The sequence below is a fragment of the Bacillus sp. D386 genome (assembly GCF_006346415.1).
The window spans coordinates 19,634-42,078 of the sequence record NZ_VEMV01000004.1; the positions used below are offsets into that span (position 1 = coordinate 19,634).

At 36.1% G+C, this 22,445-nt stretch carries 22 protein-coding genes; 20 read left to right on the plus strand and 2 right to left on the minus strand.

The window, feature by feature from the left end:
• Window positions 1–23: 23 nt before the first annotated feature.
• Window positions 24–662, minus strand: coding sequence for a spore protease YyaC (gene yyaC, locus FHY45_RS12190; protein ID WP_066109705.1), 639 nt, complete (start codon window positions 660–662; stop codon window positions 24–26).
• A 546-nt stretch (window positions 663–1,208) separates the two neighbouring features.
• Here yyaC and FHY45_RS12195 point away from each other — a divergent pair.
• From FHY45_RS12195 to FHY45_RS12285, 19 genes are all read left to right on the plus strand, one after another.
• Window positions 1,209–1,406 (plus strand): DUF951 domain-containing protein, encoded by a 198-nt coding sequence (locus FHY45_RS12195; RefSeq protein ID WP_066109702.1) that lies wholly within the window; start codon window positions 1,209–1,211, stop codon window positions 1,404–1,406.
• A 172-nt stretch (window positions 1,407–1,578) separates the two neighbouring features.
• Window positions 1,579–2,679 (plus strand): redox-regulated ATPase YchF, encoded by a 1,101-nt coding sequence (gene ychF / locus FHY45_RS12200; protein WP_066109696.1) that lies wholly within the window; start codon window positions 1,579–1,581, stop codon window positions 2,677–2,679.
• A gap of 140 nt (window positions 2,680–2,819) precedes the next feature.
• Window positions 2,820–3,113 carry a 30S ribosomal protein S6 gene (gene rpsF / locus FHY45_RS12205; RefSeq protein ID WP_302621348.1) on the plus strand — a complete coding sequence of 98 codons (294 nt, stop codon included), beginning with the start codon at window positions 2,820–2,822 and terminating at the stop codon, window positions 3,111–3,113.
• A 61-nt stretch (window positions 3,114–3,174) separates the two neighbouring features.
• The gene (gene ssb / locus FHY45_RS12210) at window positions 3,175–3,681 is read left to right on the plus strand and encodes a single-stranded DNA-binding protein (protein ID WP_066109692.1); all 507 of its coding nucleotides are present in this window, start codon (window positions 3,175–3,177) and stop codon (window positions 3,679–3,681) included.
• A 52-nt stretch (window positions 3,682–3,733) separates the two neighbouring features.
• Complete coding sequence (rpsR, locus tag FHY45_RS12215; protein WP_066109691.1) at window positions 3,734–3,976, plus strand: 30S ribosomal protein S18; 243 nt, start codon at window positions 3,734–3,736, stop codon at window positions 3,974–3,976.
• Between the two features lie 357 nt (window positions 3,977–4,333).
• Window positions 4,334–6,307, plus strand: coding sequence for a DHH family phosphoesterase (locus FHY45_RS12220; protein ID WP_139892025.1), 1,974 nt, complete (start codon window positions 4,334–4,336; stop codon window positions 6,305–6,307).
• On the plus strand, window positions 6,304–6,750 hold the full coding sequence (gene rplI, locus FHY45_RS12225; protein WP_066109684.1) for a 50S ribosomal protein L9: 447 nt from the start codon (window positions 6,304–6,306) through the stop codon (window positions 6,748–6,750). Before FHY45_RS12220 ends, rplI begins: the two co-directional genes overlap by 4 nt.
• A 227-nt stretch (window positions 6,751–6,977) precedes the next feature.
• Window positions 6,978–8,342, plus strand: a complete 1,365-nt coding sequence (dnaB, locus tag FHY45_RS12230; protein ID WP_066109682.1) for a replicative DNA helicase — start codon at window positions 6,978–6,980, stop codon at window positions 8,340–8,342.
• A gap of 185 nt (window positions 8,343–8,527) precedes the next feature.
• Window positions 8,528–9,817, plus strand: a complete 1,290-nt coding sequence (locus FHY45_RS12235; protein ID WP_066109679.1) for an adenylosuccinate synthase — start codon at window positions 8,528–8,530, stop codon at window positions 9,815–9,817.
• Between the two features lie 267 nt (window positions 9,818–10,084).
• Complete coding sequence (yycF, locus tag FHY45_RS12240; RefSeq protein ID WP_066109676.1) at window positions 10,085–10,795, plus strand: response regulator YycF; 711 nt, start codon at window positions 10,085–10,087, stop codon at window positions 10,793–10,795.
• 5 nt (window positions 10,796–10,800) lie between these two features.
• Window positions 10,801–12,624, plus strand: a complete 1,824-nt coding sequence (gene walK / locus FHY45_RS12245; protein WP_066109673.1) for a cell wall metabolism sensor histidine kinase WalK — start codon at window positions 10,801–10,803, stop codon at window positions 12,622–12,624.
• The gene (locus tag FHY45_RS12250; RefSeq protein ID WP_066109672.1) at window positions 12,621–13,925 is read left to right on the plus strand and encodes a YycH family regulatory protein; all 1,305 of its coding nucleotides are present in this window, start codon (window positions 12,621–12,623) and stop codon (window positions 13,923–13,925) included. Before walK ends, FHY45_RS12250 begins: the two co-directional genes overlap by 4 nt.
• Window positions 13,912–14,706 (plus strand): two-component system regulatory protein YycI, encoded by a 795-nt coding sequence (locus tag FHY45_RS12255; RefSeq protein WP_066109666.1) that lies wholly within the window; start codon window positions 13,912–13,914, stop codon window positions 14,704–14,706. Before FHY45_RS12250 ends, FHY45_RS12255 begins: the two co-directional genes overlap by 14 nt.
• Before the next feature lie 6 nt (window positions 14,707–14,712).
• On the plus strand, window positions 14,713–15,507 hold the full coding sequence (locus FHY45_RS12260) for an MBL fold metallo-hydrolase (protein ID WP_066109662.1): 795 nt from the start codon (window positions 14,713–14,715) through the stop codon (window positions 15,505–15,507).
• A 194-nt stretch (window positions 15,508–15,701) separates the two neighbouring features.
• Window positions 15,702–16,901 (plus strand): S1C family serine protease, encoded by a 1,200-nt coding sequence (locus tag FHY45_RS12265; RefSeq protein WP_139892026.1) that lies wholly within the window; start codon window positions 15,702–15,704, stop codon window positions 16,899–16,901.
• Window positions 16,902–17,005: 104 nt separating this feature from the next.
• Complete coding sequence (locus tag FHY45_RS12270; RefSeq protein ID WP_066109653.1) at window positions 17,006–17,188, plus strand: CxxH/CxxC protein; 183 nt, start codon at window positions 17,006–17,008, stop codon at window positions 17,186–17,188.
• Window positions 17,189–17,271: 83 nt separating this feature from the next.
• The gene (gene rlmH, locus FHY45_RS12275; RefSeq protein ID WP_139892027.1) at window positions 17,272–17,751 is read left to right on the plus strand and encodes a 23S rRNA (pseudouridine(1915)-N(3))-methyltransferase RlmH; all 480 of its coding nucleotides are present in this window, start codon (window positions 17,272–17,274) and stop codon (window positions 17,749–17,751) included.
• Window positions 17,752–17,843: 92 nt separating this feature from the next.
• Window positions 17,844–19,535: an N-6 DNA methylase gene (locus tag FHY45_RS12280; protein WP_139892028.1), complete on the plus strand. Its 1,692-nt coding sequence runs from the start codon at window positions 17,844–17,846 to the stop codon at window positions 19,533–19,535.
• Between the two features lie 2 nt (window positions 19,536–19,537).
• Window positions 19,538–20,239 (plus strand): restriction endonuclease subunit S, encoded by a 702-nt coding sequence (locus FHY45_RS12285; RefSeq protein WP_180349968.1) that lies wholly within the window; start codon window positions 19,538–19,540, stop codon window positions 20,237–20,239.
• Window positions 20,240–20,304: 65 nt separating this feature from the next.
• On the opposite strand, the gene FHY45_RS12290 is transcribed toward FHY45_RS12285, so the two are convergent.
• On the minus strand, window positions 20,305–21,264 hold the full coding sequence (locus tag FHY45_RS12290) for a hypothetical protein (RefSeq protein ID WP_139892030.1): 960 nt from the start codon (window positions 21,262–21,264) through the stop codon (window positions 20,305–20,307).
• Between the two features lie 545 nt (window positions 21,265–21,809).
• Here FHY45_RS12290 and FHY45_RS12295 point away from each other — a divergent pair.
• Window positions 21,810–22,442: a YczE/YyaS/YitT family protein gene (locus FHY45_RS12295; RefSeq protein WP_139892031.1), complete on the plus strand. Its 633-nt coding sequence runs from the start codon at window positions 21,810–21,812 to the stop codon at window positions 22,440–22,442.
• The last annotated feature ends 3 nt before the right edge of the window (window positions 22,443–22,445 follow it).

A 22,445-nucleotide genomic window follows, 5' to 3' on the forward strand; every position in this document is an offset into this window, starting at 1 on the left:
TTTATATGGTTTTTTATTTTTCTCTATAAATTATTGTCATGTACCTTTTCTTCTTCGAAGTTCCAATTAAATGTTGTAGTTATGGAAGCGGCATGATTATAGGATAAACCGGCTAAATAAATACCTTTTGTAATAGCTTTAGCCATTTTTAAGACTAAATTTAAACGAGTATTTTGAAGCACAAAGTATTCCATAAATCCACTAACATTAACGATTCCTGTAATATGGGCTTCTCCCACATTGGGCAATTCTTTATTTACACCGGCACCAGGCTTTACAGGGCCTTTACCAACCTGGATAATTCCAACACTTTTAACTCTGCCAAGACAAGCGTCTATTCCAATAATAAATGGATTTTCATGTATGCTATGAATATAATTAAGTTTTTCTTGTAAATTCACAGCATGGATTGGATCCTCTAATGTACCATATATATAAAAATTGGGCAGTGTTTTCTCACTTAACAATGTTCCAATTAAAGGACCAAGTGAATCACCAGTTGAACGGTCTGTACCGATACAAACAATGACAACAGGACGTACTTTATGAGAAGGGAGGATTGTGAGTAATTCTCTAGAGATAACATGGTGGGCATTCTCTTCCTCATATGATATTCGATTTGTTGTATTGCGTTGTTCAAAAAAAGAAGGCCTCATGTTCATAATTACCACTCCTCTGCAAAAGTACTATCAGTATACGGAAAATATAGGAATTTTATACACTGAACTTTGGAATATTTTGCAGACTTTCGAATCCTATATTCTTCCCATCCGGTTATCAGGATGAAAATACTTGTCTTTTTATATACACTTTTTCCTTCCAAAGCTGAGATGTAGTAAAATGGTTAACGTTTCTTTTAAACAGATTGATTTATCATATGTATACCCAAGCATAAGGAATAAAGAAACATTGTCATTATTCATTTATATAGGTATTTAGATCCTAGTAGATTTGAATAAGTTATATTAAAAAAACATTTAGTTTCAATTCATATACCCAGGTAATAATAGTGAATGGTTCTTTATAGCGAATTTAGTGTGAAACGTTATTCTTATATGATGAAATGAAAGGAAAGAAATTAGAGAAACGGGAGTCTAGGTAGATTTCTGTTTATTCTGGATGTTGGTTTTAATTGGAGGTCTGGCCATATGCTGATATAATTCATGGATATAAAGTGAAAAGTTTAAATAATGGAGGATTAAAAAACTATGGATGATAAGGATTTTGGATTGAATGATGTTGTTGAAATGAAAAAGCCTCATCCATGTGGTATCAACCGCTGGAAGATTATTAGACTTGGTATGGACGTCCGAATTAAATGTGAAGGATGTGACCATAGTGTCATGTTGCCCCGTAAAGATTTTGTTAGGAAGATGAAAAAGATACTTCAGAAACACGAGGCATAATCTCAAAGCTTAATGTACAGCTTGTATGCTATCATAATAAAGTGTAATTCAAATACTAATTGAAAAATAATAGCGGCTTGTCTTTTAGATGACTTGTCACTATAATTGGTAAAGGTTTATCACATATAGATTATATAACATTTAATATGTTTTCACATAAGGAGTGAATGATGTGGCATTAACAGCTGGAATAGTAGGTCTGCCTAACGTAGGGAAGTCTACTCTCTTTAATGCAATAACACAGGCTGGAGCAGAATCTGCTAACTATCCATTTTGTACGATTGATCCTAATGTAGGGATTGTAGAGGTACCAGATCATAGATTGCAAAAGCTGACAGAGCTTGTAGTACCGAAGAAAACAGTACCGACTGCTTTTGAATTTACCGATATCGCAGGAATTGTAAAAGGGGCAAGTAAAGGAGAAGGCTTAGGCAATAAATTCCTTTCCCATATTCGCCAGGTAGATGCAATTTGCCATGTAGTAAGATGCTTTGCTGATGAAAATATTACCCACGTTTCAGGTAAGGTTAATCCAATCGATGATATTGAAACGATTAATCTCGAATTAATTCTCGCTGATATGGAAACGGTAGAGAAAAGAATTGACCGTGTAGGTAAATTAGCTAAACAAAAAGATAAGGAAGCAGTTGTTGAGTATGAAGTTCTTTCCTTATTAAAAGAAGCATTTGAAGCTGAAAAACCAGCCAGAGCAGTTGAATTCACGGAAGAACAGCTCAAAATCGTGAAAGGATTACATCTTCTCACGATTAAACCAGTTTTATATGTTGCTAATGTTGATGAAGATGAAGTAGCAGATGCGTCCGATAATGATTACGTGACTCAGGTTCGTGAATTTGCAGCGAAGGAAAATGCTGAGGTAATCGTGATTTGTGCCAAAATTGAATCGGAAATTGCAGAGCTTGAAGGCGAAGAAAAAGCGATGTTCCTTGAAGAACTAGGCATAGAAGAATCTGGGTTGGATCAATTAATTCGAGCGTCTTATCAATTGTTGGGCTTGGCAACATATTTCACGGCAGGTGTTCAAGAAGTACGTGCCTGGACTTTCCGTAAAGGGATGAAGGCGCCACAGTGTGCTGGAATTATTCACTCTGATTTTGAACGTGGATTTATTCGCGCAGAAATCGTTTCTTATGAAGATCTGATGGCAGCTGGTTCCATGAATGCTGCGAAAGAAGCGGGTAAAGTTAGATTAGAAGGTAAAGAATACGAAGTAAAAGACGGAGACATTATTCACTTCCGTTTCAATGTATAAACAAGAGGACCGGTCAGTATGATCGGTCTTTTTTATCAATTTGCAAACTTCTTATATGTATGCTATACTTTTAACTTGTGAGTAATTGTAATTAATTGCTCCTTGCCCATAAGGGCCGTTTAGACCAAAAGGAGGTGACAGTGATGACAAAATACGAAGTTATGTATATCATCCGTCCAAACATTGAGGAAGATGGAAAAAAAGCTTTAGTTGAGCGTTTTAACACAATTTTAGCTGACAAGGGTGCTGAAGTTCTTGAAACAAAAGAATGGGGCAAACGCCGTCTTGCTTATGAAATCAATGATTTCCGTGATGGATATTACATGATCAACAAAATCCAAGCTGAAACTGCAGAGGCTGTTCAAGAATTTGACCGTCTTGCTAAAATCAGCGAAGATATCATCCGTCATATTGTAGTTAAAGAAGAAGAGTAATTTTGATTGAACATAAATTGTTTCATGTGGAACAATTTTCTAATATTAGGAGTTGATTCTGTTGATAAACCGTGTCATTTTGGTAGGTCGTTTAACGAAGGATCCTGATCTCCGCTATACTCCGAATGGTGTTCCTGTTTCAACCTTCACATTAGCAGTGAATCGCCCATTTTCTAACCAACAAGGTGAACGGGAAACAGATTTTATTAACTGTGTTGTTTGGCGACGCCAGGCAGAAAATGCAGCTAATTATCTGAAAAAGGGTAATCTTGCTGGAGTTGATGGACGTATTCAAACTCGTAATTATGAAGGTCAGGATGGAAAACGTGTCTATGTAACAGAAGTGTTGGCAGAGAGCGTACAATTCCTAGAGCCTAAAGGTTCATCTGCCGGTGAAAAAAGCGGCGGAAGCCAATATGGTGGTCATGATACCAATCCATTTGGCCAGGGAAATAGCAACCAAAACCAGAATCAACGGAAGGACAGTAATTATACGAAGATTGATGATGATCCATTCAGTAGTAATGGACAAACTATCGATATTTCGGATGATGACCTTCCATTCTAACATTGATAATTCGAACGGACGTATATAATTATAATGAAAGGGAGTGAATAATATGGCAGGCGGACGCAGAGGCGGACGTGCAAAACGCCGTAAGGTTTGTTATTTCACAGCAAACGGCATTACGCACATCGACTATAAAGATGTAGATCTTCTTAAAAAGTTTATCTCTGAGCGTGGAAAAATTCTTCCACGTCGTGTAACTGGAACAAGCGCTAAGTACCAACGTAGATTGACTATTGCAATCAAACGTGCTCGTACTATGGCTCTTCTACCATTCGTAGCAGAGGAAAAATAAGATTTTACACATAAAAACGGAAAGGGAATCCTTTCCGTTTTTTAATTGTATTTAAGGAAACAGTATTGACATGAGGAATTATTAATAAAATTACAGACATCGAATTACATTATTTTTAAATATTATTTAAATATAACATTATGGTTTAATGTAATGTCTTGTTTTTTGGATATCATTTTATTTATGCTTTATAATATTCTTTGTATGTATTTATTGTTTTAAATAGGTACTAATGAAGGGTATTAATTATACGCCTCTGAACAGGTAATTAATTGCTCTGTTGGTCATAATGGAGTTTTATCAAGTATAATGATAAGTAATACATAAATTGATCCACATTATTTAGGAGCTGAATCTATGCCATCTTATTTAAACAGGCAAGCGATCCGTTATCCCATCTACGCATTATTGGGTGTATCTTTAGTAATCATCGGAGTTCTTGCTTATTATAATTGGATATTTGCAATAGTAGCTTCTTTGCTTTTTGGCATTCTCTTCTTTCTAATATTAAAAATTGAATATGGAATACAAAAAGAAACGGAAATCTATATTTCCACTCTATCCTATCGATTAAAAAAAGTGGGGGAAGAAGCTCTATTAGAAATGCCAATAGGTATACTGCTTTTCAACGAGGATTATGTAATTGAATGGACCAACCCATATATGGCTAAGTGTCTCCAGGAAGATACTTTGGTTGGAAAATACATTTCTGAGGTTGCAGAACCCTTAATACCTTTGGTGAAAAGAGAGGAAAGCGAAGATATTGTAGCAATTTATAATCGTAAGTTTCGAGTAGTCCATAAACCGGAGGAAAGATTGCTTTATTTCTTCGATGTTACAGAGCAAACAGAAATTGAAAAAATGTACGAAGAAGAGCGAACTGTCATTGGAATTATCTATCTAGATAACTATGACGATGTGACACAAGGAATGGACGACCAGCGAAAAAGCAGCTTAAATAGCTTTGTAACCTCCCTATTAAATAATTGGGCTAAAGAATATGGAGTCTTTTTAAAGAGAATTTCCTCGGATCGGTTTATCGCTATTTTTAGCGAAAGTATTCTTAACCACCTAGAAAAAACGAAATTTTCCATACTGGATGATGTACGGGAAACAACGGCCAAGCAAAATGTTCCGTTAACACTGAGTATAGGTGTGGGGAGCGGAGTTTCTGCATTACCTGAATTGGGCAGCATTGCTCAATCAAGTCTTGATCTGGCTCTGGGTAGAGGTGGAGATCAGGTTGCCATTAAACTCCCAAATGGAAAAGTGAAATTTTATGGTGGCAAAACGAATCCTATGGAGAAAAGAACTAGAGTTCGCGCACGGGTAATTTCACATGCACTGCGTGATTTGATAGTCGATAGTGATAAAGTTATTGTAATGGGACATAAGTTTCCCGATATGGATGCTATTGGTTCGTCCTTAGGGATATTAAAAATTGCCGAAATGAATAACCGTGAAGGATATATTATTCTAGACAGAAGTGAATTAGATTCAAGTGTTAAACGACTTCTATCTCAAGTGAAGCAAAAGCCTGAGTTGGACTCCAGATTTATATCACCTGAAATTGGTGTTGAGCTAATCACCGATAAAACATTACTTGTTATCGTAGATACTCATAAGCCAAGCATGGTCATTGAGGAAAAACTGGTTTCCCGGGCTGAAAAAATCGTGGTGATTGATCATCACAGGCGTGGCGAGGAATTTATAGATAATTCTATCCTGGTTTATATGGAGCCATATGCATCATCTACAGCCGAGTTAGTAACGGAGCTTATTGAATACCAGCCAAAGCGTGTTAAGGTAGGTATGCTGGAAGCAACTGCTTTGCTGGCTGGTATTATAGTGGATACAAAATCCTTTACATTTAGAACAGGATCCAGAACTTTCGATGCTGCTTCTTTTTTAAGAGGGCATGGTGCAGACACAGTCCTTGTACAAAAGCTTCTTAAGGAAGATGTAGATACTTACCTAAAGCGCGCAAAGCTGATTGAGGACGTTTATTTTTATCATAAAGGGATTGCTATTGCTCATGGTGATTTAAATGAATTTGCTGATCAGGTTTTGATTGCCCAGGCTGCAGACACATTGTTAGCAATGGATGAAGTGATCGCATCCTTTGTGTTATCACGAAAATCAGAAACTAGCATTGGCATAAGTGCAAGATCTCTTGGCGATATAAATGTTCAGGTTATTATGGAACGTTTGGGTGGCGGAGGGCATCTTACAAATGCGGCAACTCAACTGGATGACATTTCAATGGAAAAAGCAGAGCAAATGTTGAAAGATGCAATTGATGAGCTATATGAAGGAGGCACAAACACATGAGAGTAATATTTTTAAAAGATGTTAAAGGAAAAGGAAAAAAAGGTGAAATTAAAAATGTTGCAGATGGGTATGCACATAATTTCCTTTTGAAACAGGGATTAGCTGTAGAAGCAACCGGCAGCAATATGAAAACACTAGAAAATCAGAAAAATAAAGAAGTACAGCTTGCAGCTGAGGAACTAGAAAATGCAAAAAAATTAAAAGAGCAATTAGAAAAGCTTACAATTGAATTAAAAGCGAAGACTGGTGAGGGCGGCAGAATCTTTGGATCCATTACCAGCAAACAGATTGCTGACGAATTACAAAAACAGCATAAGCATAAAATTGATAAACGTAAAATTGAATTAGAAGACGCAATTCGCTCTCTCGGCTACACAAAAGTTCCGGTTAAGCTTCATCATGAGGTAACCGCTACTTTAAATGTTCATGTGAAAGAACAATAAAATATTTTCCCAGGAAATAATTTTCTTAAAAAAAGTGATGAAAAGCTTGTTAGCTGATTTCATCACTTTTTTTTAGTATGATAGAAGTTACTAATGCAAATGAAAGTTAAAATAAATAATTTCCTGTACCTATTCTCTTCATTTCCATATACAATAGAATAGCAATCCATTTTAATTGCTAATAAAAATATATAATTACGTTTAAATATATAAAGGGGGTTTGCCGAATGAATGAGCTCTTTACTGATTTGGTTCCACCACAAAATGTTGAGGCGGAACAAGCGGTTTTAGGAGCAATTTTTCTTGTGCCTTCCTCTTTAATACTTGCCTCTGAGATTTTGATACCTGAGGATTTTTATAGAAGTGCACACCAAAAAATCTTCCTGGTTATGCTGAAGCTAAACGACAAAGGAAAGGCTGTCGATTTAGTCACAGTAACAGAAGAACTAAGTGCAACAAAGCAGCTTGAAGAGGTAGGGGGAGTTCCCTATTTAACAGAACTGGCGTCATCAGTACCTACCGCGGCCAATATAGAATATTATGCCCGAATTGTTGAAGAAAAGTCCGTTCTTAGAAGATTAATTAATACAGCAACTGGCATTGTACAAGATGGGTATTCACGTGAAGATGAAGTAGAAAGTCTCTTGGGTGAAGCCGAAAAGAGCATTATGGAAGTTGCCTCTCGAAAAAATGCCGGAGCCTTTCACAACATTAAAGATGTTTTAGTTCGGACCTATGACAATATTGAGTTACTTCATAACCGCGTAGGAGATGTAACTGGAATACCTACAGGCTTTAATGACTTGGATCACATGACAGCAGGCTTTCAGCGTAATGATTTAATTATCGTTGCTGCCCGTCCATCTGTTGGTAAAACAGCCTTTGCACTTAATATTGCCCAAAACGTTGCAACAAAAACGGATGAAAATGTTGCGATTTTCAGTTTGGAGATGGGTGCAGAACAATTGGTCATGCGTATGCTTTGCGCAGAAGGTAATATAAATGCTCAAAACCTTAGAACAGGATCTCTGACAGACGAAGATTGGCGCAAATTAACACTGGCAATGGGAAGCTTATCAAATGCAGGTATATTTATAGATGATACTCCGGGTGTCCGAATTAGTGAAATCCGTTCAAAATGCCGTCGTTTAAAGCAAGAACATGGACTTGGCATGATCCTGATTGACTATCTCCAGCTTATTCAGGGAAATGGCAGATCAGGCGAAAACAGACAACAGGAAGTATCAGAAATTTCCCGTTCCCTTAAGGCCTTGGCAAGGGAGCTAGAAGTTCCGGTTATCGCTCTTTCCCAGCTCTCTCGTGGTGTTGAGCAACGTCAGGACAAGCGTCCGATGATGTCTGATATCCGTGAGTCAGGAAGTATTGAGCAAGATGCTGATATTGTAGCCTTCTTATACAGGGAAGATTATTATGATAAAGAAACAGAAAACCAAAATGTTATTGAAATTATCATTGCGAAACAGCGTAATGGCCCGGTTGGAACAGTTCAACTGGCATTTGTGAAGGAATACAATAAGTTTGTTAATTTAGAGAGAAGATTCCAGGATGATGCCATACCTTCTGGAGCATAATAGTTTATAGACCGACCCACCAAACAAAGGTGGGTTTATTTTTATTACATCAATACACGAACATATTTTACTATTTTCATATAAACGTTCGTGAATTCCTTGAAATTACTTCATGTAATTGATACACTTAATTTGTTTGTTAAGCCAAAGTGCAAGATGTTGGTAAATTAGTGGAGGTGTAAAGAATGTCTTCAGTCGTAGTAGTAGGTACACAATGGGGAGACGAAGGTAAAGGAAAGATTACAGATTTCCTTTCAGAAAACGCAGAAGTAATTGCCAGATATCAAGGTGGAAATAATGCGGGACATACAATAAAATTTAATGGTGAAACATATAAGCTTCATTTGATTCCCTCAGGCATATTCTATAAGGATAAGATATCGGTAATTGGAAATGGTATGGTCGTTGACCCTAAAGCACTTATTGAGGAGCTTACTTATCTGCACGATCGTGGGATTACCACAGATAATTTACGTATCAGCAATAGAGCCCATGTGATTCTTCCTTATCATCTGAAACTTGATGAAGTAGAGGAAGAGAGAAAAGGGAGTAATAAAATAGGTACTACTAAAAAGGGAATTGGCCCGGCTTATATGGATAAAGCAGCCCGTATAGGTATCAGGATTGCCGATTTATTAGATAAAGAAGTATTTGAAGAGAAGTTAACAAGAAACTTGGAAGAGAAAAACCGTATGCTGGAACGTTTTTATGAAACTGAAGGCTTTACGATGGATGATTTCTTTGAAGAATATTATGAATATGGACAGCAAATTAAACAATATGTGTGTGATACCTCTGTTGTTTTAAATGACGCCTTGGATGAAGGACGCCGTGTTTTATTTGAAGGAGCACAAGGGGTAATGCTTGATATCGATCAGGGAACATACCCATTCGTTACATCCTCCAACCCAGTTGCGGGCGGCGTGACAATCGGTTCCGGAGTTGGACCATCAAAAATCAATCATGTAGTGGGTGTATGTAAAGCCTACACGACACGTGTTGGAGATGGACCATTCCCTACCGAACTTGATAACGAAATTGGTAATCAAATTCGTGAGGTAGGAAGAGAATATGGTACTACTACGGGACGTCCGCGAAGGGTAGGTTGGTTCGATAGCGTCGTTGTCCGCCATGCGCGCCGCGTTAGTGGAATCACTGATCTTTCTCTTAACTCTATCGATGTTTTAACAGGTATTGAAACATTAAAAATCTGTGTTGCTTATCGACACGATGGAAAAGTATTGGAGGAGTTCCCGGCGAGTCTGAAAATATTGGCTGAATGTGAACCAATCTATGAAGAACTGCCAGGCTGGACAGAAGATATCACGGGTGTGAAAACATTGTCTGAACTGCCTGCAAATGCACGTACTTATCTAGAAAGAGTATCTCAGTTAACAGGTATTCCATTATCAATCTTTTCTGTAGGACCGGACCGTAATCAAACGAATATACTCCGCAATCCATACGGTATATAAAAAATAACTGGCTGACAGACGAAAACGTTTGTCAGCTTTTTGAATAAATTAATCATTAGTACTAGTATATTTCATAGAGAATTTGAGGGTTAGACACCAGTCTAATCCTTTTTGGTATTCACCCTTGTATATATTTGGAATTAAATTTTAAAAAGATGACCTGTTTCAATAGAAATGGTAAAGTAAGATTAGGATAGTTTAACAAAATTGTGACTCGCAGATGTCATTAATATAGACATTTTATTATATAAAAGGGAGAAATAGACGATGGATAAAAAGATACTGGTTGTTGATGATGAAAAGCCTATTGCAGATATATTACAGTTTAACTTGAAAAAAGAAGGATTTGATGTGTATTGTGCCTATGACGGTAATGATGCCATTAAACTGGTAGAAGAACTTCAGCCAGATTTGATTTTATTAGATATCATGCTACCGCAACAGGACGGAATGGAAGTATGCAGGGAAGTGCGGAAGAAATATGATATGCCAATTATTATGCTGACGGCAAAGGATTCCGAAATAGATAAAGTGCTTGGCCTGGAACTGGGCGCAGACGATTATGTGACAAAGCCGTTCAGTACTCGTGAATTAATTGCGCGCGTAAAAGCGAATTTACGCAGGCAAAAACATGCTGCAAATCAGCAGGAAGATAACGAGGAAACAAATGAAATTACGATTGGCAATCTAGTGATACATCCTGATTCTTATATGGTATCCAAAAGAGGTGACACCATTGAATTAACCCATAGGGAATTTGAGCTTCTCTTTTATCTCGCTAAACATATAGGCCAGGTAATGACAAGGGAGCATCTTCTGCAGACAGTATGGGGCTATGATTACTATGGAGATGTCAGAACAGTTGATGTAACCGTTCGACGCTTACGTGAAAAAATAGAAGATAATCCAAGCCATCCTGCATGGATTGTTACAAGAAGAGGAGTTGGGTACTACCTCCGTCATCCTGAACAGGAGTAAAAATTATGAGAAAAGTTGGTTTCTTTAAATCGATTTATTTTAAGTTTGTACTAATTTATGTGCTGCTTATTTTAGTTGCCATGCAAATTATCGGAGTTTATTTTGCACAGGGACTTGAACAGCAGCTATTGGAGAATTTTAAGAGCTCTATTCAAGAGCGGGTAACGATTCTTTCCTATAGTTTAGAAAAAGAAATAACGGAAACCCGCAAAGTTGAAGATCCCACCTTAATAGAAGACATTAAGACGACATTGGAGGGATATTCCTCTGGGGATATAACGGAAATACGGGTAATGGATCAGGATTCAAAAATTATTGGCACATCTGATCCGGAGAAACAAGATATAATAGGGAGCCGTTCAACTGAAAAGCTTGTTGATAGGGCAAATAACCAAGGAACGCCCCAAACAGAAATCAGAATCGATTCTCAGACGGGAAAAAGAATTCTCCTTTGGTCAGAACCGATTTTGAGTGATGGACAAATTATAGGGAATTTATATCTGAATACGAAAATAGAGAATGTCTATTCCCAATTAAAACAAATTAATACGATAATGGCGAAGGGAACGATTATTTCTCTTGCAGTGACAGCCTTTTTAGGAATATTGCTGGCACAAACCATTACAAGGCCAATATCTGACATGCGTAAGCAAGCTTTAGCGATGTCACGTGGTAACTTTTCGAGAAAAGTTAAGGTGTATGGATACGATGAAATTGGCCAGCTTGCTATTACATTCAATAGTTTAACTAAAAAGCTACAAGATGCACAGGCGACAACTGATGCAGAGAAAAGGAAGCTCTCTTCTGTATTGACTAATATGACAGATGGCGTGCTAACAACAGATCGCAGAGGCCGAGTCATTTTGATTAACGACACAGCACTATCAATGCTGAAAGTTTCACGTGAAACGTCATTATCTAAGCCGATTACAGAGGTATTAGGATTAGAGGACACGTTCACTTTTGATCAATTATTGAGTGAGAAAGATTCCATTATCCTTAATTACAGCAATGAAAAGAAACTGCTTTATTTAAGAGCGAATTTCTCTGTTATTCAAAGAGAAACAGGTTTTATTAATGGGTTAATTGTCGTTCTTCATGATATTACCGAGCAAGAAAAGATCGATGAAGAGAGAAGAGAATTTGTTGCGAATGTTTCCCATGAGCTTAGAACGCCGCTGACAACGATGAGAAGCTATCTTGAAGCTTTGGCAGATGGCGCTATGGAAGATAAAGAGCTTGCTCCGCGTTTTCTGAATATAGCTCAAACAGAAACAGAGCGGATGATCAGATTGGTCAATGATCTCTTGCAGCTTTCAAAGCTAGATAATACAGACTATAAGCTTTCTACAACCTGGGTCGATTTTGGCCGTTATTTCCACCGAATTATCGATCGTTTTGAAATGTCTAAATCGCGAAATGTAACTTTTAAGCGTTTAATCCCATCTGAGCCAATTGGTGTTGAAATAGATGAGGATAAAATTACTCAAGTACTCGATAATATTATTTCGAATGCATTGAAGTATTCACCTGAGGGTGGACAAGTTACCTTTAAGCTGCAAGTAATCGGACAATTTGTGGAAATTAGCATTAGAGATGAAGGAATGGGTATTCCAAAAGAAAATGTAGCTAAGATATTTGAAAGATTCTACCGTGTAGATAAAGCCAGATCAAGAAAGATGGGCGGTACAGGTTTAGGTCTCGCGATAGCGAAGGAAATGATTGAAGCACATAAGGGGCATATTTGGGCTTCTAGTGAGGAAGGGAAGGGGACAACCATTTTCTTTACTCTCCCTTATGAAACATTACAAGAGGATGATTGGGAATGAGCTGGGAAGGATTTAAAAATATCTTATTGGTGTCCCTCATTTTGATAAGTGGCCTTTTGACTTGGTCATATTGGTTTTATCAGCCAACCTATAACGAGACGGAGAATACAAACTATGTTCAGGAGAAAATCTTCAGTAATCTTGAACCCGATGAAGTCGTAAAGCCAACAAAAATGATTTATCATAAAGGTAATTTATCCTATGGAACTTACTCTGAGGAAATGATTACACAAGCAATCAACTCCATAAAAAAATGGAATATGTTTAACTTTCAGGATCAATCATCAAAGTATAAAAATACTGCTGCTATCAATAAGTTTAGTGAGAAGGATGGATTCATTGAATTAATATTTAATGATATCGTTCCGCTGTCTTTTTATAAAAATTATTTAAAAATAGAAGATAATGAGTTGCCAAATGTTAAATTTGACAGGGTTATTATTCATACCGATAATGATTCTATCTACTTTGTTTCTAGTGAAAAGAAAACAGTCATTGAAGCATCCGTTGATAAAAGTTTGATTGAAGACTTCACAAAAGAGTACGCGAGGGTTGAAAATCTAAAACCCTACACAAAGCTGAAATTATCAGAAACTAACTCAATCCTGGTTCCATCCGGCGAAATAAAAGTAAGTAAATATGATTTTCTAACAAAAGCTACTGATGTGAAAAGCTTTAAGGAAGCTCTGTTTATCAGACCAAGCACTGTTAAGCAGGAAGGGGATATCTATACCGATGGATTGAGTATAATGAAAAAGAACCCAAAGACATCAATGATTGAATACAAAAATCTTGTTGTCGGTGCCAAAGATGAGAAAAAGCTGGAAACTCATATATTGCAAAGCAGCATAGAATTTATCAATATTCATGCCGGTTGGGATACACGCCACCGGTATGCGTCATTAGATGAGTTTAGCAGAGAAGTCGCTTTCCGTTTATATATTGATGGACTTCCTGTATTTAATGAGGAAGGTATGACTGAAATTCACCTGGAATATGGAACTCAAAATGTGAAGAGATATGAACGTTCCTATTTTAATCTTGTGGATGAGCCCTTGGATCAAAGCGCAGTTACTCTTCCTTCTGCAAATGAAGCTTTAAAGTCCTTCAAAAACGGTATGGGTAAACAATATGATGCAAATAAACTTACGGATATGACTGTCGGCTATAAGCTAATTTATGATGATAATTCAGGCACGACTCTTTTGGAATTGAAACCTGTCTGGTACTATCAGTATGGTGGCAGCTGGATGGAGATTCCCGAAAAGGATTTAGGAGGACTTATGGATGGATTGGAATAAAACAAAAGGTTTATTTATTGTTGTGTTTCTAATTCTGGATGTATTCCTCCTATATCAGTTCCTGGATTTTAGGGCAGCAAAGCTTGAAATCAATAAGGATTCGGATTCAACCATTGAAGAAAGGCTAAAGGCTGAGGGAATCAAGTATCATGTAGGAACTCAGGAAAGAGTAAGTGAAAAGACGATAAGTGCTAAGCCTAAGGAATTCAGTAAAGAGGAATTAAATACCCTCAAAAATCAAACCTTAATTATTGATAATAAAAGAACCATTCGATCGACGCTGGATAAACCAATTAAAATTGGTACTGGTGAAGGGAAATATTTTGAGCTGGAAAGCTTCATTAACAAAAATGTATATTCGGGAGATGAGTATAAATTTTGGCGTAAAGAAGATGGAACAATAACATATTATCAAACCTACAAAAGCCGTTTACTTTTTAATAATAAAAACGGCGCCTTAATATTTACGCTTAATGAAAATGATGAAGTAATTTCGTATATACAAACACACCTCGATGATATTGAGGAATTTAATGAAAACCAAGAGATTAATCCGCCAATTCAAGCAGTAGAAAGTCTGTTGAATGGAGGATACTTGTCATCTGGAAGTGAAGTTTCAAAGGGAGAGCTTGGTTTTTATACCTTAATAGAAGTATCAGAATCAAAAGTGCTTGTCCTTGTACCAACATGGCATTTTACAGTAAATAAGCAAGAGGATTATTTCGTAAATGGTATTGAAGGACAAGTGCTGAATACAGAAGAAGGAAATGTAACGGAGTGAGGAAGAATGTCGATGAAATTTAGCGTTCTAGCCAGTGGAAGCACGGGGAATTCACTCTATGTGGAATCAGGAGAGCATTCATTTTTAGTGGACGCTGGTTTAAGCGGCAAAAAAATGACCGAGCTATTAAATAAAATTGATAAAAGGCCTGAGGATTTATCAGGAATTTTTGTGACACATGAGCACAGTGACCATATAAAAGGGCTTGGTATTATGGCTCGTAAATATCAGCTGCCTATTTATGCAAATGCCAACACATGGAGAGCAATGGATGGGTTAATTGGCGAAATTCCTACAGATTTAAAATTTGAATTTGGAATGGAGACCGTTAAGTCATTTGGCAACCTTGATGTAGAGTCCTTTGGTGTTTCGCACGATGCGGCAGAGCCGATGTTTTATGTATTTCACCAGGATGGTAAGAAACTGGTGACAATTACAGATACGGGGTATGTAAGTGATCGAATGAAGGGCATTATTAAAAATGCAGATGTGTACATCTTTGAGAGCAATCATGATGTAAGTATGCTCCGCATGGGTCGATATCCATGGAGTGTAAAGCGTCGGATACTAAGCGATGTAGGCCATGTTTGTAATGAGGATGCTGCTATAGCCATGAGTGAAGTTGCGGGTGACCGTACAAAACGGTTTTATCTGGCTCATTTAAGTAAGGACAATAATATGAAGGATCTGGCACGTATGTCTGTCAGTCAAACACTTGAAACAAAAGGGATCAGAGCGGGAGAGCAATTTAGCCTGTATGATACGGATCCTAACGAACCAACTGAATTAATACTTGTTTAACAGAGGAGGTTTCCTCTGTTATTTTTTTAGGTAATATATATAATGTTGGTAAAGGTTGGAGAATACTCACTAGTTATTAAACATATCATTAAACTCTGCAACAAGAATTTCCTTTCGATGCTGTTTTTGTTTATAAAATGGAAAACAACAAATACTAGACCTACATAAGTAAATAGTGAAGGGAATGTTGGCAAATGGGCTATTATGATCAAAATTATAATCAGTCAGAACAACAGCAAACTAAACGAAAAGGAAGTAAAGCAGGCTATTTTCTCTCTGGTTTAATTGGTGCTATTATTGGTGCATTATTAGTCCTTCTATTGACAGGCAACTTGAATAATAATGGATTAAATCAGAATACTAGTACAAATAACGGTAATGATGCATCCAAATTGACTCAAAATGTTTCTATGGATGTGACGACTGACGTTACTAAAGCTGTTGAAAAAACGGGAGACGCGGTAATCGGGATTACAAATATCCAAGGCTCTGATTTTTTTAATGAAACTCAGGAGGCAGGCACAGGCTCAGGAGTCATCTATAAAAAGGAGAATGGAAAAGCGTTTATCGTTACCAATAATCATGTGGTGGAGGGTGCATCTTCCTTAGAGGTTACTTTAGCTGATGGTACTAAAACAAAGGCAGAACTTTTAGGAAGCGACATATGGACAGATTTAGCTGTTATCCAAATAGATGATAAGGGTATTGATGTAGTTGCTGAATTTGGTAATTCTGATAAATTAAAAGCCGGAGAACCAGTTATTGCAATTGGTAATCCACTAGGTTTGAATTTCTCCGGATCCGTGACCCAAGGGATTATCTCGGGTTTGAACAGAACTATACCGATTGATGTGAATTCAGATGGTGTGGAGGACTGGAATGCAGAGGTTATTCAGACAGATGCAGCGATTAACCCAGGGAATAGCGGAGGTGCTTTAATTAATATAGGCGGCCAAGTGATTGGGATAAACTCCATGAAAATAGCCGAGTCATCCGTTGAGGGAATTGGATTATCGATTCCAAGCAATTATGCTATACCGATTATTGAGGATTTAGAGGCACATGGAAAAGTGAAACGGGCTTATATGGGAACTAGTCTTCGTTCCTTGAATGAAGTGACCAATTATCAGAGGCAGGAAACATTGAAATTACCTACTGGTGTGACAGAAGGTGTCGTCATTACAAGTATTGAACCAGGTTCTCCGGCTGCTAAAGCCGGGTTAAAGGAGTTCGATGTCATTGTGGAGCTGGATGGGAAGAAAATCGCTAATGTTCCGGAGCTCCGTAAACATTTATATGTAAATAAGCAGATTGGCGATAAAATGAAAGTGACATACTATAGGAATGGACAAAAAGCGTCAACCGAAATGACATTGATTGAAGCCCAAATGTGATATAGTTAGGTACGAAAGCAGGGGATTCCAAATTCCCTGCTTTAAATATGCGGGCTTAAAATGAAGCAGATATTACAAAAGACAACAAGAAAAGGAGAATGAATATGAAAATTTATTGCTGTAAAGATCATGTAGAAGTTGGACTTGATACAATCGTGGATGAGACGGAAGTCCCTCCTTTTATAAATATGATTTCAGAGGAAGAAAATAAAGAAGTTACTAACAATTCTAATGAATTCACCTGTGAATACTGTGGACAACCTGCTGTATATATTGTGGCGAACTAATATTCGGGCACAATATGTGGACGATGGTTGTGTATATGTGGATAACTCCTGTGGATAAAATGTTTGTAAAGTGAGGGTAACATGTGAATATCTCGATAATAACTGTAGGTAAATTGAAGGAGAAATATTTAAAACAGGGTATCGGAGAATATGTAAAAAGATTATCGGTCTATGCCAAAATAGACATAATTGAAATACCCGATGAGAAAGCACCTGAAACATTAAGTGAGATGGAGATGCTGCAAGTCAAGGCGAAAGAAGGAGAGCGAATCCTCGCAAAAATTTCTGACGATACTCATGTTATTGCTTTGGCGATTGAGGGGAAAATGAAATCATCTGAAGAACTTGCAGAAACAATAGATAAACTCGCCACCTACGGAAAAAGCAAGATAGCCTTTGTCATTGGCGGATCGCTTGGACTAAGTAAAGATGTAATGAAAAGAGCAAATGACACCCTGTCTTTTTCGAAAATGACCTTCCCTCACCAGCTGATGAGGCTGATTTTAGTGGAGCAGGTGTATCGCGCGTTTCGGATTAATCGAGGGGAACCGTACCATAAGTAAATGAGGTTTTTATGACAAGCTGTCGTTTTTTAGATTGACAGCTTGTCTTTTTTGTTATATCTTCTATTTAGTGAAGAAATTGGAGGGACATTATGAAGATTAGGGCTATGTTTTCTGATAGAGTTAAAAATATAGAGCAACCTATTCAAAAAGCTGATATAACAAGTTGGATATTTAATGAACTTATAGAAAGATATAATTATCCAATTGACTGGCTTAAAGAACGTACATTGCTAATAAATGAAAAAGATTTTTATGGTTTTACCATTAACACAGAAGATGGACATCCATTTATCATAGTTTCTATTGCGGTACCTGGTGATATTGAAACTGCTGAAAAGAATCTATCTTCTTTTTTTGAAGAAAAAAAATTTGTTGGAATAGGTATAGTTACAGATGGCTCAGAAGAAGGCACAAAAGTTGTAAGTAAAAAAAGTAGTTTTAAACAACAAGATTACATTATAGATATTGAAAGTTATAAGTTGCATAATGAAAAAAAAGTTATTATAAATAATATTGAGAATGTAGGTAATATAAAATTAAAAACACAAAGTTTATTATCAGAAAAAGTAGAAAGTGTCTTCTTTGAAGCTCATAGTCATATCAGAGACATAGATGGACTTCATATGGATGAAGCATTAGATGAACTCTGTAAAGTAATTTATTGCAAGATTTTCGACGAAAATGAAACTTTAATAGATACACCAATAAAAATGCAACGTGCAATATATGGGAGTAATGAAGAACTAGCAGCAAATATTAGAGGTCTATATAAAAAAGCTAATGAATCAACTAAAAAATATTTAGGATATGCAGGTGTATTTAAAACAGAAATAAAACTATCTTCTGCGGCTTTAGCAAAAGTAGTTGAAATTTTTCAAAATTTCAACTTAACTAAATCAAATGTTGATATAAAGGGAAGAGCATTTCAAAAAGTTTTGAGTCCCACAATTAGAGCAGGTATGGGCCAATATTTTACACCACTACAAATCATCCAATTAATGGTTAATATAGTTCAACCCACAAAAAATGAAATAATGCTTGACCCATTTTGTGGTTCAGGCCACTTTTTATTAACTACTCTTGAATATATTAAAAATTCTATTGTTAATGATAAAAAAGGTGATTTAGATATTTTATTAAAAGAGTTTTCTTCAAATAATCTCCATGGAATTGAAAAGAGCGACCGAATGGTGAGGATAGCTATGACGGACTTGATGCTCCATGGTGATGGGAGTACTAACATAAGATGTTATGATTCTTTACTAGATTTTAGAAATTACACTGATTTAAAATCTGAACATTTCGATATTATACTTACTAATCCTCCATTTGGCTCTTTATTAGGTAAAGAAGCTTTTATGCAAATTGGTAACTTTGAGTTAACTGAAGGGTTTAAATCGGTTCCTCTTGAAGTAATTGGATTGGAGAGATGTTTACAATTTTTAAGACCGGGTGGGAAAATGGCTATAGTTCTTCCAGATGGTATTCTAGCGAATCAAAGAACACAATATGTTCGTGATTGGCTGCAAAAACATGCAAAGATAAGAGCAATAATTAGTCTGCCTGTGGAAACTTTTTCTCCTTTTGGTGCAAATATTAAAACAAGTATTTTATTTCTGCGCAAGTGGGATGTTAATGAAATTATTGAAGAGAATTATAATATCTGTTTAGCTCAAATAGAGAATATAGGATATGATGCTGCTGGACGCGATAAAATAGGAAGCGAATTAGAAGTAGTCCAAGAAGCGTTAGTGAGATTCTTAAATGAGGAGGGATGGTAAAAATGTGGATAAAGGTTGTTAGTTCTAACGATCTAAAGCAAGATGGGAGATGGAAAGTAGAACTATTTACTACCACTAATACACAAGTGGAATCTCCTTATAAAATGATGAAAATAAAAGAAATTGTTAAAGAAAGGAAGGAAAATATTAAACCTTTTGAGTTTCCAGATAAATCGTTTAACTATATTGGTTTAGAAAATGTAACTCCTCAAACAGGAGAATTGAAAAATTTTAATCCAAAAAAAGGAAATGAAATTAAATCCACTTCTAAGGTTTTTCATAAAGGTGATGTTTTGTATGCTAGATTAAGACCAAATTTAAATAAAGTTTACTTAGCTACAGTCGAATATGAAATAGAAGAAGGGATTTGCTCAGGTGAATTTCACGTTTTACAACCAGATATCAGTAAAGTATTACCAAATTATTTAAGAACTGTCTTATCTTCAAATTATATTCAAGAATATGTAAAATTCATGCAAACGGGTTCAGCTCTCCCAAGACTTAGTATAAAAGATTTAATGGAACTTGAAGTCCCGCTGCCTCCACTTGAGGTACAGTCTCATTTTGAAACATTTATTATAAATAAAATTAAAAGAATAAAAACATTAAAGAAAGAATTAAACTCACTGCCAGAAATGATGATATCAAAAGTTGAAAATTCATTAGAATCAGGTATTATAGAGTGGGATATAATTCAGAAATAGCTGTTTAATATTAAGCTGAAAAGAGGAAAGCTGATGATTACTATCTAGTTTTCCTCTTTTAGGTTTTATTCAAATAGATTACGAAGCCCTTCCTTATAATCCGTGACAGTTTCTCTAATTGTTTGGACAGCTTCTTCTTTCTTTTTGCTTACAGATATACCAAGAGAACCTCCTAATGTTTGCCATTCGTTTGCCGTATATTGATGATATTCTTCATTAGGGTAGTTTCTATGTATAAATGAAATATATTCATGAGCGGTTTGATTTTTAGCACGAATCTCTCTAAAAACAGTTCTCATGTCATCATTACTAGTTTTAAGCATTCTTACCAATCCACCAAAGTTGGATGCGTGAGAACTTCCTGATGGTTTGCAAGATTTAGGGCCTGATATCCTTTCTCTATTTCCACTCGCATTTAGAGGCTCACCGTGATGTCTACATTTAATACCTAAGTCGGCACAATTGTCTGGACAGTTTGAAGCGTCTACAAATGATCCTCCTCTTGAGATATGAAGTTTGTCTCTTAAGTATGCTACATCTAATGCGTTACCGATAAAGTAATCTTCTATATATGGAAAAGAACGTATACCATCATCAGTCCCCCAACTCCAAATCAATACAACTAATAAATCAAATTCACCTAGATTTTCTTTTATTTCATCAAAGTGTCCCTTAGATTCATCAGCATTTTTGTTCATTGACTTTATTTCAATTCTAAATAATTCTCCCCTCTGGGTTTTAGGATCCCAAATAGCATCTCTCTTAATACATGCAAAATCATTATAATCATTGTCTGGAAACCATGCTATCTCGCAATCACACTCTGGGTCTTTTAACAATAACTGATTCATATTGAAACCCCATAATGCTTCCAGCAGTGTTCCCATACCACTGCCAACTCGTCCTCCCCTTGTTAAAATTTTCTCTTTACAAAAGTTATTGGTTGCATTAACTGCATCCTTTTTAATAGATTTAAGTTTTTCAACAACTATATGTAAATAGTCATCATATTTGGCAGTTTCCATTCTTGCTTCCCCCTGATATGAATATTAAATTTTAATCCACTTATTATATTAAAGCATTCTTTCAGTTGTTTGCGAAATTTTATATTAATGAGTATTGCACACCTTAAAATTAAATATCCAAAAGTGTGCGAAAGAGACAAAGAAAAAATTTATAGAGCTCTAAGCACTTAATTGAAGAGTTGAATAGTCAATCACACTTCAGTGGATTTGTATTGAAAGTATATAAATGAGGAGAATATGCTTTATAAAAACCTCATTTATATACATCACGGTGAACCATATCATAAGTAAGGTGTTTGTTTTATCTTAATATGTTTTTCTTGTGGAATGTATATGAAAAGAAGCAGTCATAGTTAAAGATCAATAACTTCCTTTAGTATGAAAAGATTGGTTGGCATATGGGAATTAAGGAATTAAGAAGGGTTACAAAAAGATGATTTACTTTTAATTGTTTTAGGTTATATTTCAGAAAATATAAATTATGTATTCTGTCCTGCTTTAATGTTATAGTAAAAAAATAAAATATAAGTTAGAGGGACAGAGTTATGAAGAGGAAATGGGTGTTACGCTGGTCTGTTTTTATTCTCGGATTATTGGTATTAGCATTTGGTATAGCACTAACAATTAAAGGAAAGTTTTTAGGGATTGGACCATGGGATGTTTTTCATTATGGACTATTTACTAAATTCGGATTCACTATAGGAACTTGGTCGATCATTAGTGGTCTATTGCTTTTGTTCATCAGTTCAATTTTCAATAAAGCATGGCCCCAAATAGGGTCCTTTCTGAATATGATGTTGCTTGGTTTATTTATTGATCTTTTTAATTGGATGTTACCTAGTATTGATAATTTAGCAGGAGCAACAATTGCCTTTATCATAGGTGTTATTTTAATGGGATATGGTATTGGATTATACGTTTCTGCCGATTTTGGAGCAGGCCCTAGAGACAGCTTTATGTTATTAATTGTTGAAAAAATGGGATGGAGTATCCCGTTGGTCAGAAATGGAATTGAAGTTATCGTTTTTCTCATTGGTTGGATGTTAGGAGGTCCTGTTGGGATTGGAACCTTGTTCATTGCGTTTGGATTGGGTCCCATTTTAGGCTTTTCCATTCCTCAATGTAAGAAGCTGATGGCCTATCTTCTTAAGCAAAAGGACCAATTAATAACGACTTGAGTA